Annotated in this window: 11 protein-coding genes; 7 read left to right on the top strand and 4 right to left on the bottom strand. The window is 30.6% G+C overall.

Annotated features, from left to right (window positions below):
* The first annotated feature begins 283 nt into the window (after window positions 1-283).
* From JX287_RS00475 to JX287_RS00455, 5 genes are all read left to right on the top strand, one after another.
* On the top strand, window positions 284-1,891 hold the full coding sequence (locus tag JX287_RS00475) for an ATP-binding cassette domain-containing protein (RefSeq protein ID WP_204641282.1): 1,608 nt from the start codon (window positions 284-286) through the stop codon (window positions 1,889-1,891).
* Between the two features lie 216 nt (window positions 1,892-2,107).
* Window positions 2,108-2,860 (top strand): ABC transporter ATP-binding protein, encoded by a 753-nt coding sequence (locus tag JX287_RS00470; RefSeq protein ID WP_204641281.1) that lies wholly within the window; start codon window positions 2,108-2,110, stop codon window positions 2,858-2,860.
* Between the two features lie 94 nt (window positions 2,861-2,954).
* A complete protein-coding gene (locus JX287_RS00465; RefSeq protein WP_239650293.1) occupies window positions 2,955-4,874 on the top strand; it encodes an ABC transporter permease in 1,920 nt (639 codons plus the stop codon).
* Window positions 4,875-5,350: 476 nt separating this feature from the next.
* Window positions 5,351-7,072: an ABC transporter ATP-binding protein/permease gene (locus tag JX287_RS00460; protein ID WP_204641279.1), complete on the top strand. Its 1,722-nt coding sequence runs from the start codon at window positions 5,351-5,353 to the stop codon at window positions 7,070-7,072.
* On the top strand, window positions 7,072-8,682 hold the full coding sequence (locus JX287_RS00455) for an ABC transporter ATP-binding protein (RefSeq protein ID WP_204641278.1): 1,611 nt from the start codon (window positions 7,072-7,074) through the stop codon (window positions 8,680-8,682). The genes JX287_RS00460 and JX287_RS00455 overlap by 1 nt, the downstream gene beginning before the upstream one ends.
* A gap of 41 nt (window positions 8,683-8,723) precedes the next feature.
* On the opposite strand, the gene JX287_RS00450 is transcribed toward JX287_RS00455, so the two are convergent.
* The 3 genes from JX287_RS00450 to JX287_RS00440 are packed head-to-tail and all read right to left on the bottom strand — an operon-like array spanning window position 8,724 to window position 11,182.
* Window positions 8,724-9,362: a TetR/AcrR family transcriptional regulator gene (locus tag JX287_RS00450; protein WP_204641277.1), complete on the bottom strand. Its 639-nt coding sequence runs from the start codon at window positions 9,360-9,362 to the stop codon at window positions 8,724-8,726.
* 19 nt (window positions 9,363-9,381) lie between these two features.
* On the bottom strand, window positions 9,382-10,464 hold the full coding sequence (locus JX287_RS00445) for an ABC transporter permease (RefSeq protein ID WP_204641276.1): 1,083 nt from the start codon (window positions 10,462-10,464) through the stop codon (window positions 9,382-9,384).
* Between the two features lies 1 nt (window position 10,465).
* The gene (locus JX287_RS00440; protein WP_204641275.1) at window positions 10,466-11,182 is read right to left on the bottom strand and encodes an ABC transporter ATP-binding protein; all 717 of its coding nucleotides are present in this window, start codon (window positions 11,180-11,182) and stop codon (window positions 10,466-10,468) included.
* A 356-nt stretch (window positions 11,183-11,538) separates the two neighbouring features.
* Between JX287_RS00440 and JX287_RS00435 the strand changes: the two genes are divergently transcribed.
* Together JX287_RS00435 and JX287_RS00430 are read left to right on the top strand one after the other, a co-directional pair.
* Complete coding sequence (locus JX287_RS00435; RefSeq protein ID WP_204641274.1) at window positions 11,539-11,889, top strand: PBECR2 nuclease fold domain-containing protein; 351 nt, start codon at window positions 11,539-11,541, stop codon at window positions 11,887-11,889.
* 349 nt (window positions 11,890-12,238) lie between these two features.
* Window positions 12,239-12,529 (top strand): PspC domain-containing protein, encoded by a 291-nt coding sequence (locus JX287_RS00430; RefSeq protein ID WP_204641273.1) that lies wholly within the window; start codon window positions 12,239-12,241, stop codon window positions 12,527-12,529.
* Window positions 12,530-12,576: 47 nt separating this feature from the next.
* On the opposite strand, the gene JX287_RS00425 is transcribed toward JX287_RS00430, so the two are convergent.
* Window positions 12,577-13,275 carry an N-acetylmannosamine-6-phosphate 2-epimerase gene (locus JX287_RS00425; protein WP_204641272.1) on the bottom strand — a complete coding sequence of 233 codons (699 nt, stop codon included), beginning with the start codon at window positions 13,273-13,275 and terminating at the stop codon, window positions 12,577-12,579.

The following is a 13,275-nucleotide window of genomic DNA, read 5'->3' as shown; positions in this document are numbered from 1 at the left end:
ACTAGATATAAATTGATAAATTCCCAAAGTAAGTTAGTTATAAACCTGACAAAATTTACTTGATATATGCGAGTGACTCAAAAATCGTGAGTTAGAAGAAACATGATTTTGTCGAGTCACTTTCTGCAGTGGTTTATTAGATATCTAAAAAGCTACTTGATATATATATATTATAATATGCATAAGAATTATTTTCTAACAAATAAAATAAATTATCTGAAAACTATTTTGTTTAAATTAGGTATATTTGATAGAATATTAGTAAGGTATAAGGAGGGAAAAGATGAAGCAGTATTTAAAGAAAAGATATTTAGAAAATAGTTTGTTGCTTTTGCTAATTATTTTTGGAGGAGCATGTAAGGTTGTCGCTGCATATTTTATAGGGGATGGATTTAACGAATTAATTAAGTCAAATACCGATGGATTTTTCTATAATATAGCCTATGCAGGTATAGTGTTTTTATTATATTTAGTTTCTCTTTATATAAAAATTCCGTATGAAAACTATGTAGTGCAAAAAATGATAACTGACATCCGATGTGATGTCGTTGATGCAATTTCTAAAAATAACTATGCTAATTTTAATAAGAAAAATAGCGGAGATTACATATCATGGCTTAGTAATGATTTGATGATTGTTGAGGAAAAAGGATTTGGTAATTTTTATCAAAGTATTACAGCGATAATAGAGACGCTTTTAGCTATAGTTGGACTGCTTGCATTCCACTGGTCGATTATCGTTTTCTCTATAGTAATGAGTGTTCTTACATTAGTTTTACCAGCACTTGCGCAAAAATCTATCCAGAATAAAGCTCAGAGATATTCAGGTTCGTTAGAAAAATTAATAAGTAAAAATACAAATTACTTACAGGGATTCGATAGTTTATTATCGTTTAATAAATTAGGAATTTTGAAAAAAATTGTAGCAAACTCTTCTAATGAAGTATTAAAAGAATCAGTGTCTCTAAGAAAAAGTGTCGGATTAGCCGGAGTTCTAGGTGGCTTAGGAAATTTAGTAGGGCAAGTTGGTGTAGTATTACTAACAGGAATATTAGCTCTGAAAAATATTGTAGGCTTTGGATCTATTTTAACGGTAGAGTCACTAACATCGACGATTTTTAATTCAGTAGGAAATATTATGAATATTACGGTAGAGTTAAATATCGTAGTGCCAATCTTTGAAAAATTCGAGAAATTCAAAGAAGAAGCTAAGACAATTAATGATGAAGATGCTAGTAAAAAATTATTAAAAGAAGAAATTGAAACTATAGAATTAGAAGATGTTTCTTATAAATATGAAGAGAAAAGTGTATTAAAAAATATTTCGTATTCATTTAATAAATATGGTAAATACGCTATTGTCGGTGAAAGTGGTAGTGGAAAATCTACATTGTTAAAATTATTGACTGGAAGAATAGAAAATTACGAAGGTGAAATTAAATTTAACGGAGAAGAACTAGAGGGTCTTAATAAGCATAGCCTGTATGATAAGATGTTATATATTCCGCAAGAACCGTATATTTTCACAGAAAGTCTAAGATTTAATATAACGCTAGGTGATGATTATGCTGATGAAAAAGTTAAAGATGTGTTGGAAAGTGTAGGATTAGGTGAGTTTTTAGCAAGTTTAGAGGATGGCTTAGATACTGAACTTGTAGAAGGTGGTAAGAATTTATCGGGTGGTCAAAAACAAAGAATAGCCTTGGCTCGTGGAATAATTAGAGAGAAAAAAGTAGTGCTGTTAGATGAGATAACTTCTAATTTAGATAAGGATAATGCAGAGAAAATAGAAGAACTTCTATTAACTAATCCAAAATTAACGGTAATTCTAATCACACACAGACTAGATAGCAACTCTGAACAAAGATTTACAGATATATTGAGATTATAATTTCCCAGGAAATAAGGTAATAATGCCTCTTTGAAATCAAATAAAAAGTAATAAATATCCCAATCTTACAAAAGTGTAAGGTTGGGAGCTTTTTTGTAAGGAAAATCGATAGAATCCGTAAGAAAAGTAAGGTAGAATATAAATATAAACAACGAGGAAGTTGTAGAAAAGTTCGAACTAGGAAGATAAGATAAAAAGAATTCAGGAGTGATAAAAATGTTATTAGAAGTCAACAATGTAAGAAAAGTTTATACAACAAGATTAAGTACACAAAGTACAGAAGCGTTAAGAAATGTAAATTTCGCAGTAGATAATGGTGAATATGTAGCGATTATGGGTGAGAGTGGAAGTGGTAAAACTACTTTATTAAATATTATCGCAACATTCGATAAAGCAACATCAGGAAATGTGAATTTAAACAATTTAGATTTAAGCAAGTTGAAAGATAAAGATTTAGCGAATTTTCGTCGTGACAATCTAGGATTTGTCTTCCAAGATTTCAATCTACTTGATAATTTTTCTATAAAAGATAATATTTTATTACCGTTAGTACTGGCTAATAAAAAATATAAAGATATGGAAAAAAGATTAGAGAAAGTAACTAAACCTTTAGGAATTGATAAATTAATCAACAAGTTTCCATATGAAGTATCTGGTGGGCAACGTCAAAGGGTAGCGGTAGCTCGTGCGATTATTACGAATCCAGCATTAATCTTAGCGGACGAACCTACAGGAGCGCTAGATTCAAAATCAACAGATCAACTGTTAGAAGTTTTTGAAAAACTTAATAATGCAGGACAAACAATAATTATGGTTACGCACTCTGTGAAAACAGCAGCTCGTGCTAAACGTGTATTATTTATTAAAGACGGGGTAGTTTTCCATGAACTTAGAAAAGGAAATGCGACTACGAGTGAGATGTTCCAAAAAATTAATGACACGTTAACTTTAATGCAGGCAGGTGAGTAAGATGAGCTTCTTTTATAGCAAATTTGCTTTAAATAACCTTGTAAAAAACAAAAAATTTATAATACCGTATGTGTTATCAGCAATTTTTACAATAATGTCGTTTTACATATTGTCATCTCTAGCATTTGGGGACAATTTAAACAAACTTCCAAACGGTATTGATGCTACGAAACAGGTATTAAGTTTCGGTATTATTGTAATTGCGCTGTTCTCTGTAATTTTCTTATTTTACACTTATAGTTTTTTAGTAAAACGTAGGGTAAAAGAATTTGGATTGTATTCTGTTTTAGGTATGACGAAAAAACAAATAGCTAAAATCTTAGTGTTAGAAACAATTTTTATCGCTGTAACTACAATAGTGTTAGGAATTGGATTAGGAATAATTTTTGATAAACTTATGTTGTTAGTATTATTAAAATTATTCTCAGCGGGAGTTAGCTTTGGATTCAGCATAACACCGATAGCTATAGTTTTCTCAGTACTATTATTCGGAGGAATATACTTCTTATTATTACTTTATACTGTTATAAAAATAGCCAGACTTAGAATTGTAGCTTTATTAAAAGATGAAAATAAAGGTGAAAAAGAACCGAAATCTAGATGGATTCTAGCGATAATCGGGTTAGCATTAATCGGTTATGGATATTACACAGCACAAACGGTACAAAATCCTATAAAAGCAATAACAGTATTCTTCTTTGCGGTAATTGCGGTAATTATAGGTACATATCTAGTATTTATGGCAGTTAGTATCACAGTACTAAAAATCATGAAAAATAATAAAAACTTCTACTATAAACCTAAAAACTTCATCAGTGTTTCTGGTTTATTGTACAGAATGAAGAGAAATGCAGTAGGATTAGCGAATATCTGTATATTATCTACAATGGTTCTTGTAACTATGGGATCAACATCAGCATTATATGCAGGTATGGAAAAATCTTACAACGAAAGATTCCCAAGACAATTAATGATTGCAGGTTATCATTCTACTAGTGATAAACTAAAAGAAATTGAAAATAATGCAAAATTATCAGCTAAAGAAGCGGGAACTGAAGTGGAAGACATGGTCTCATATAATTCATTACCTATGGTAGGAAGATTAGTTGAAGATAAGTTCAATTTTGAATCAAATGTAGGTGTAGACTTAAGTAATGTTAAAATGATAGTTGTTTTACAATTAAAAGATTATAATAAGTTCGCTAATAAAAATAAAACATTAGAAAGTAATGAAATTTTATTACATATCGACAAAAAAGGAAACTACAATCACAATACTATTTCACTAAATGGTAGTGACTATAAAATTAAAGAAAAATTATCTGAGTTTCCGGGAACAATAGGTTCGGCTACCGCAAATATTATGGATACATATTATGCTGTTGTTAAAGATGAGAAAGAAGCAACTAAATTAGCTACAAAACTAACAGAGTTAAGTAGTAAAGAGTTAGAAAAAAGAGGGATTAGTATACAAACAGGTATTCCTACACTTCAAAACTACGTTGCCTTCAATATCAAAGATACAACTAAAGAAGCTAAGGTAATCGAAAGCTTTAAAAAACTAGAAAAACAAAGTGGTATAGAAATAGAAGGTAAAGAAGAAAATAAACTTACATTTAGAGGAGTCTTCGCATCATTCCTATTCATCGGAGTGTTCATAAGCTTAATATTTGTAACATCTCAAGTGGTAATCATGTACTACAAACAAATCTCAGAAGGATATGAAGATAAAGGAAACTTTGAAATCATGAGAAAAGTAGGTATTACAGATAAACAGATTAAACAATCAATAAGATCACAAGTATTGTTAATCTTCTTCTCACCGCTAATTATAGCGACACTACACACGATAGTAGCATATCCATTTATCGAGAAAATCTTAAGATTATTCTTAATAACAGATAATAGTATTTTCTTACAAGCACTAGCTGTGACAATAGTAGTCTTCGCAATCTTCTATCTAATAGTTTATGCAATAACATCAAAAATTTACTATAGAATTATAAAAGAATAGACGAAAAAAAACTCCAGAGGAAAAATCTGGAGTTTATTTCTTTTTATTTGCATTTGGACTTTTGTTCTTACAAAATAGGAAATGTAAGAGCAAAAGTGAGATTAGGAGTAAAAAGAAAAGTTACTCGCTGTCTTTCTAAGAAAAACATACAAATTAATAAGCAACGGCAAACTGTGCACCCTATACAAACAAAACCATGCAACGCAAAGCGTTATAGGAAACGAGATAAAACCTCATTTCCCGAACATTCTTTGTATTTTTGAACATTTTCGTAACAATAAACTTTAAAGCTATCTTTTAATTTAGCTATATAGTATAATAGTAATTGATAATAAATATCAATAAAGGTAGCTAGAGCCTTTTTCATAAAAAGAGTGAATGTTGGATTTTTATAAAAAACAACCTAAGTCTGATATTATATTTTTACTCATTTTATGTAAAATAAATCTAAATTTGAAATTAAATAAGGAGATATTATGAAGATAGATGGTAGAGCGATGGCTCTCTTTAATATCAAAAAAGAAGTATATCTCGTAGCGATTCTTAAACTTGTTGCCTTTTGGTGCTCGCTATTTTTTATCTACAATTTCGTAGATTTTCTATTTTATTCACTAGGTGAAGAGAGTAGAAGCGGCGCTGTATTAGGATTTATTCTAAAAACGGTAGTAGGTTTAGTAGTTTATTACGCAGTTACAACAGGGGATAATTACTTCAGTCACAAAATTTCTAAACAGGTTAGAAATACATTAAGGAAAGAGATTTACAACAAAGTAGAAAAACTTTCACTAAATTACACAGAAGCAGTAAACACTGGTAGTCTTCTTGTGATGAATTCTTCATCGATTGTGAATATTGAGTTTTATTTCAATAAGTTTGTACCACAGATGTTTGCAACATTATTTATAGTACTTAGCTCGTTTGTGATTTATGGGAAGATTCACATCTTACTATTTATAGCGATGTTATTATTATATCCGCTTATTCCTGTGTCTATTATGATTATTATTAAGAGATCGAAAAAAGCTAATAAAAAGAATTTTAGTGATTTCTTAAGTTTATCAGAGGTATTTTACGATAGATTATCAGGTTTCACAACGGCAAAAATTTACGGTAAAGAAGATAACGTAGCGAGTGATGTTGATACTCGTAGTGCAAAATATAGAAAATCAACGATGGCGTTACTTCGTCACCAACTTAATTCTATTAATGTGATGGACGCTATTACTTATGTTTCTATTTTTGTTTTATCGATTATTGCTATTTTTGCGGTGAAAGATCAGAAACTTATTGTTTTCGTAATCGTAGCTTCTTTAGAATGTTTCAAACCGTTACGTGCTTTAGGTGGCTTGTTCCATATTTCGATGAAAGGGAATGTTGAGTTAGATAATATCTATAAACTTCTTGATTATCCGGAACAAGAAAAAGACGAGACTATCGAGGTAGAGGCTGGAAAGAATATTGTTCTGAACAATGTAAGCTTCTCTTATGGTGAGGAGACGACTTTAGAAAATATTAATATGATATTTAAACCTGGTACGAAAACAGCATTAGTAGGAGAAAGTGGAAGTGGTAAGTCTACTATTATCAAACTAATCTTAGGTTTAAATTCTAACTATAGCGGAAGTATAAAATACGACAACTTCAATATCGATAGTATTCCTACTAGAGAAATGGCTAAAATTACGACACTTATTACTAATGATAGTTATTTAGTTAAAGGTACTGTAAGAGAGCATCTAAGTGTTCGTAAAAATATAACTGAAGAAGAAATGTACAATGCATTAGAAAAAGTTAATCTTAGAGGTTTTGTAGAAGAACACGGTGGTCTAGATTATGAACTTGCGATAGGAGCTTCGAATCTTTCAGGTGGTCAAAAACAAAGATTACTTGCAGCAAAAGCAATACTAAAAGATTCTTACTTGTATATACTTGATGAAGCTGTATCGAATATTGATGATTACAGTAAAGAAATCGTGCTTAATGCCTTCGATTCAATAAAAGAAGGAAAAATTATTATCGTTATTTCTCACGATTTAGAGACTGTGACAAATTCAGATAATATCTATGTTCTAAAAGATAAGAAAATTATCGAAGAAGGAACACATGATGAACTGATTGAAGAAAATTCTCTGTATAGAAAATTATTCACAGATCAACAACAACTGAAATCAAAATTTTTAGCTAAGGAGGTAGAGTAATGACATCATTAAGAGAATTAAAACAACTTTTAGCTATTGCTCAAGAGTTTAAACGTCCATTACTTAGAGCGACTCTATTCGGGAGTTTAGGGCACTTAACGCTTGTTGTATTTACCTACTTCATCTCGTTATTCTTTTTAACGAAAATAACGACAATAGCTGCGATTTTATTTATCGTGATTTTCGCTTTAGCTGTATTAAAAGGGCTATTCAGTTATACTGAGCAACTTTTAAATCACTATGTAGCGTTCAAAGTACTACATGCCTTACGTGTTAAAGTTTTAGAGAAATTCAAACGTATATCTGTCGATAGTTTTACAAAAAACACATCTGGTGATTATATGACGATGATTACGACTGATATTGAATTATTAGAAGTTTTCTACGCGCACACGATAACACCATTTATGATTTATATCGTGCAAAGTTTAGTAGTTAGTATCTTCTTACTATTCTTTAGCGTGAAACTAGCATTAGTAGCGTTAATAATTTATATCGTAATTGGACTTGTATATCCGTTAAGTTTTAGAAATGTAGGGCAAGATGTTGGTGAAAATTATCGCCGTAAACTGACTCAAGTAAACAACAATTCATCAGAAGAAGCTTATGGAATTTTTGAAACATTACAATATGGAAAAATCGATGAAGCAAAACGTAACATCGATATGGAAACCGAAGAACTGACAAGAAGTTCATATCTTAAAAATAAATTTTTAGTAGATTTGAATGTTCTAAATGTTGTAACTTACAATATCGGGGTGTTGGCATTTATCTATGTGGCATCTTCTCTTGATAGTCAGTTCGTAACTGTTTCATTAGTTGCGATGTTTATCGTATCGTTTATTCCTATTTTATACATGGGGAATCTTGCTTCAACATTAAGTCAGACGATGGCTAGTGGAAAGAGATTTTTAGAGCTTATGAATACGCCAGAAGAAGCGGAAAATAGCGGAGTAGTTGTTGATTTTAACGAACTTAAAGTTGATAATTTAACATATCGATACGCTGATAATACTGTAGTGGATAATCTAAGCTTCGACGTGAAAAAAGGTGAGATTATCGGATTAAGTGGACCTAGTGGATGCGGTAAATCTACAATAGCGAAACTTATTATGAAATTCATCTCAGATGAAAACATGGAAGGTAATATCACTATCGATGGTATTGATCTAAGAGATATAGATAATCGTTACTTTAGAGAAAATAGCTCGATAATTTTACAAGATAGTTACTTATTCAATGCAAAAATTAAAGATAATATCACATTCTTCGAAAAAGATTTAGATAAAGAAGAATTGGATGCATCTTTAAGAAAAACTAATTTAAGAGGTTTTGTGGATAGCTTAAAACGCCGTGAAAATGAAATTGTTGGAGAGAGAAGTTCGAACATAAGTTCGGGTCAAAAACAACGTTTATCAGTAGCACGTTCATTCTACAATGATAGTAAACTTCTGATTCTTGATGAAGCAACAGCGAACATCGATATCTTCAGTGAAATCGAAGTGCTAAAAGCTTTAGAAGAAAGTAAAAAAGATAAGATAACAATAATAATTTCACATAATAAATCAACATTATCAATATGTGATAAGGTAATTAGATTAGGTGAGTAGAAAGAAAGAGGAACTTGGAAAATGCCAAGCTCCTCTTTTTTCTACTTTGTTAAATTTTTATAGATTTGTTGTTTAATAAATTGTAGATCATGCTCCTCAGTAGGGCATGGAATATTCTCAAAAAGAATAAATCTTTGGACTGAGTACGTAGTGATAGGTCCTGAGAATGAACGAATTATTTCAGCTGTTGATAAGTTTTCGTTAACTTCAGGATTATTTTCTTTATATGTTTGTAATATAGCTTTGAAGTCTATTTTTTCAAATGTTATTTTTAAAGAATTAATAAGTTGTGTTTTAAAATTTTCATTTGTTAATATTTCTGAGTAGATTATTTTTACAATATCCTTATTTTCTTTTAGGAAAACCATGCGATCTTCCACAACATAACTGATTAATTCTTCAAGAGAATTAGTATTTTGAGTTCTTTTTAGAAAATTTAAAAATAATTTAGGAATAACAGGGACTATTATTGAATGTAATAAATCTTCTTTAGTTTTAAAGTACTTGAATACTGTTGCTTGACTAACGCCTGCTTCTTTGGCGATTTGAAGCGTAGATGTCCCGTGGTATCCTTGTTTTGCGAATAATTTAATCGCAGCTTCTATTGTTTTTTTCTTACCAGGTGGGAAGGTTTCGTCATGAGATATGCTAAAGTAAGATTGTAAGATATTTTCAGTCATAAGAGTCTCCTATTATTTTTTAAACTTTTCTATATCGTTTTAAGCCCAGAATATTAAGAATTATTAGAAGGATGCAAAGTGCAAGTAGAACAATGATATCAGTTTTTATCGCAAGAAGATTCTTACCTTCTAAAATTATTTTACTTAAACCGTCACTAGCATAGGTAACAGGCAGGATTTTACTAATATAGACAGCGATTTTCCCCATACTTTCAACAGATACAATTCCTGAAAAGAACATTTGTGGAATAACTATTACCGGAACGAACTGCATCATTTGAAATTCTGATTTTGCTATCGTAGAGATTAGTAAACCTAGTGTTAAGGCAACCATTGCTAGTAATACATTAACTATTATAACATAAAACGGATTTCCAGCAACTTCAATATTTAATAAATATACAGATGATAAAGTGACGATAATAGTTTGAATTATGGCTAATGAGCTATAAGATAATACATAACCTAGGACGACTTCGCTTCTTTTTACTGGAGTTGCTAAAAGTCTATCTAAAGTTCCGCTATTACGTTCTTTTAATAGTGCCATACCAGAGATTAGAAACACGTAGAAGAATATGATATAAGCAATTAAAGTAGGCGCAACTTTATTGAAAAATGTTGAATCTGCACTACCATAGTTATAATATTCCTTAACTTCAGGTTCTTGTTTATTCTCATTTAATTTAGGATTTACTTTTTTTACAACTTCCTCCAAGTTTTTCACTTCTGATGCTTTTATAGAATTTTTTAAAACTTGTTGAGCTTGTATAGTTTTTGTAGTGTCTATGTTAGCGTGAGTCACCGTGTAGGTATTGTTATCGTAAGAAATTATAGTGTCAATCTCATTATTTTTTAATTTCTCTTCAGCAGCTTCTTTTGATTGATATTCTTCTAGATGAACGTTGTCGATATCTTTCATTATGGAAACGACGCTTTGAGGAGTGTTCACAGAAGCAACAGTAATTTCAGAATTTGTGTTTGCTGAAAAGACTATGCTAATTAACCACATTATAAAAATGGGTGCAACGAACATCATTGCTAAAGTTCTCTTATCTCTAAAAAATTCCTTAAATACCCTTTTTGAAATAGTTAAAATTCTCATTTTATTTTTCCTCCGCTTTCAAGAATACTTCTTCGATAGTAGTAACATTATTTTTTTCTTTTAGATCCTTTGGTGTGTCAAAATCAATAATATCTCCACGAAGAAGAAGTCCAACTTTATCTGTAAGTTCTGCTTCATCCATTACGTGAGTTGTCACAAGTATGCCCACACCATTATCCCTTTGCTTGAACAATTCTTTCCAAATGTTACGACGAAGGCTAGGGTCTATGCCGACAGTAGGTTCATCGAGTATAAGTAACTCAGGGCTACCGATTAATGCAATAGCAAGTGAAAGTCTTCGCTTCATCCCACCTGAATAATTCGACACTGATTTTTTTAGGTGGTCGGTTAGGTCAACTATTTTTGCTATATAAGCTATTTCTTCTTTTAGTTGTTTAGAAGGGACACCTTTCATTTTTCCAAAAAATTCTAAATTTTCGTAGCCGGTAAGCATTTCATAAAGAGCATCGCTTTGTGCCATATATCCAATATTAGAAAGAATTTCTCTTTTTGGCATTTTGTTATCTAGAACAAGTGCTTCACCTTTTTCCGCTTTTTCCATACCGAGCATTGTTTTTATTAATGTTGATTTTCCAGATCCTGAAGGGCCGATAAGACCGACAATTTCACCTTTTTCTAGGTTGAAATCAATGTTGTCAAGGACTGTTTGATCGCCGAAGCTTTTTGATAATGAAGTAATTTGTATTAATTTTTTCATAAGAATCACCTTTCTTTTTAAAGTGAGTAGACACTCACTTCAAGATTAAAAAAATATAGCAGAGATTATTTAAGGTATACTTGTTAGTGTTACACAATTAGAACTATGAGTATTAAAGCACAGTTCACGGTAGGTGCTAAGAAATATTCCATTAGAAATAAAATTTCAAATCTTTGGTGAGTAGGAACTCACCTTATGTTTAATATTATAGTGAGTAAACACTCACTTGTCAAGAAGAAATAAGGAGGATGAAATAAAAAATCAGGAAAAATAAAGATTTAATTATTGAAATAAGTGAGTAAACGGTGAAAAAAAATCTATAATATGATAAAATTGAATAGATGGGAGAGATTAAAGTGAAAATAAATAAAAAAATAAAACAGCAGCTAGATATTAATATCGATGTCGATGAGGTAATAATTTCTAGAGGATTAGAAACTCATATGAAAAAGAGTAGACATAAACATGCGATTAAGTATATTTCTCATATAGAAAATATTATAGAAACTCCAGATTATGTAGGAATTAATCCGAGAGAGAAAGGTATTAGTTTAGAATGTATAAAGTTATTTGAAGATAATATACTATTGGCAATAAAACTAGATATTAAAAATAATTATTTTTATACAGCCTCGATGTATGATATTACGGATGCAAAATTAAAGAGCATGATAAGAAGTGGACGTATTAAAAAGTATAATAATTGACAAACCAAAATATTTGTTATAACATAAAGATAGAAAAAGTCTTATAGAAGTAGAAAAGGCTCTCTACACACTCTTTTATAGAGTACCTGAGATGATGGGTACGCCGTCCATCCTTTAAGACTCTTGTTAAAAAATGAAAGAACATTCTTCGGAGTGTTCTTTTGTTTTTTTTGGATAAATATTTTACTGACAATGCCAATTATAAGATATTTATTACAAAATCTTAATAATCTAAACTTAGTTTAAAGTCGCCTAAGTACAATAGTTAATATATATCATAGAAATGTGATATAATATTTATAAAGTCAGAATAATAAAATATCAACAATAAAGTCAGGAGGAATTTATTATGATAGATGGATTAAATAAAATTTGGAATAAATTTCTTAATTTTTTAGAAGATAAAAAAATTTATAAATCATACGAAGGAGCTTTAGTTTCTGGGGTATGCAGTGGTTTAAGTAAAAGATTTGGAATAAGTGCTAGTTTTTTACGAGTACTATTCTTATTAGCGAGTATTTTCTCATTCGGTAGCCCGATATTGATATATATACTGTTATCGATAATAATGCCGGTAAAACCGATGAAAGAAAATTATAGAAAATCAAGCTACATCGATGGACGTGCTTGGGAAAAGTAATATAAAGAAAAGTTCTAATTGATCAACTGTCAATTAGAACTTTTTGTTTATTTCACTGCATCGATAAATCTAGCTGCTATTTCTTTTGGACGGGTAATAGCTCCACCTACTACTACACTAAAAGCTCCTGCATTATATGCTGCTTTAGCATTCTCAGGGTAATGGATGCGTCCTTCAGCTATGATTGGAACAGAAATAGTTTCAGATAATTTTTTGATAAGATCTAAGTCTACTTCATTTGGTCTATCTTTTGTATTTTCTGTGTAACCACTTAAGGTAGTTCCTACGAAATCAACACCTATTTTTTCTGCATTTACACCTTCTTCGAAAGTAGCGATATCTGCCATTAAAATAATATCAGGATACTTAGCTTTGATTTCTGCAATAAAATCATTAATTGTTGTTCCATCAAAACGAGGGCGTAAAGTACAGTCTAAGGCAATGATTTCACAACCTGTTTCTACAAGGGCGTCTACTTCTTTCATAGTTGCTGTGATGAATTGAGACATTCCTTCGTAACTTTGTTTGATAATTCCGATAACAGGTAAGTCTACTGTTTCCTTAATTTGAACTATATCAGTAACACCTTGTGCACGGATACCAACGGCTCCAGCTTCTTTAGCAGCTAGTGCCATAAGTTTCATGATTCCACCTTCTTCAACATAAAGTGGTTCTCCAGGTAATGCTTGACAAGAAACGATGATTCCACCTTTTATTTGGTTTAAGATTTTTTCTTTTTTATCCAT

Source organism: Gemella haemolysans, from assembly GCF_901873445.1.
GTDB classification, from domain to species: domain Bacteria; phylum Bacillota; class Bacilli; order Staphylococcales; family Gemellaceae; genus Gemella; species Gemella haemolysans_C.
This window is presented reverse-complemented; position numbering and strand designations above follow the sequence as displayed.

Excerpts from the sequence above, each read along its gene's own strand:
- JX287_RS00475 (WP_204641282.1), top strand. The coding sequence starts at position 284 with ATGAAGCAGTATTTAAAGAAAAGATATTTAGAAAATAGTTTGTTGCTT.
- JX287_RS00470 (WP_204641281.1), top strand. The coding sequence starts at position 2,108 with ATGTTATTAGAAGTCAACAATGTAAGAAAAGTTTATACAACAAGATTA.
- JX287_RS00465 (WP_239650293.1), top strand. The coding sequence starts at position 2,955 with ATGTCGTTTTACATATTGTCATCTCTAGCATTTGGGGACAATTTAAAC.
- JX287_RS00460 (WP_204641279.1), top strand. The coding sequence starts at position 5,351 with ATGAAGATAGATGGTAGAGCGATGGCTCTCTTTAATATCAAAAAAGAA.
- JX287_RS00455 (WP_204641278.1), top strand. The coding sequence starts at position 7,072 with ATGACATCATTAAGAGAATTAAAACAACTTTTAGCTATTGCTCAAGAG.
- JX287_RS00450 (WP_204641277.1), bottom strand. The coding sequence starts at position 9,362 with ATGACTGAAAATATCTTACAATCTTACTTTAGCATATCTCATGACGAA.
- JX287_RS00445 (WP_204641276.1), bottom strand. The coding sequence starts at position 10,464 with ATGAGAATTTTAACTATTTCAAAAAGGGTATTTAAGGAATTTTTTAGA.
- JX287_RS00440 (WP_204641275.1), bottom strand. The coding sequence starts at position 11,182 with ATGAAAAAATTAATACAAATTACTTCATTATCAAAAAGCTTCGGCGAT.
- JX287_RS00430 (WP_204641273.1), top strand. The coding sequence starts at position 12,239 with ATGATAGATGGATTAAATAAAATTTGGAATAAATTTCTTAATTTTTTA.
- JX287_RS00425 (WP_204641272.1), bottom strand. The coding sequence starts at position 13,275 with ATGGATAAAAAAGAAAAAATCTTAAACCAAATAAAAGGTGGAATCATC.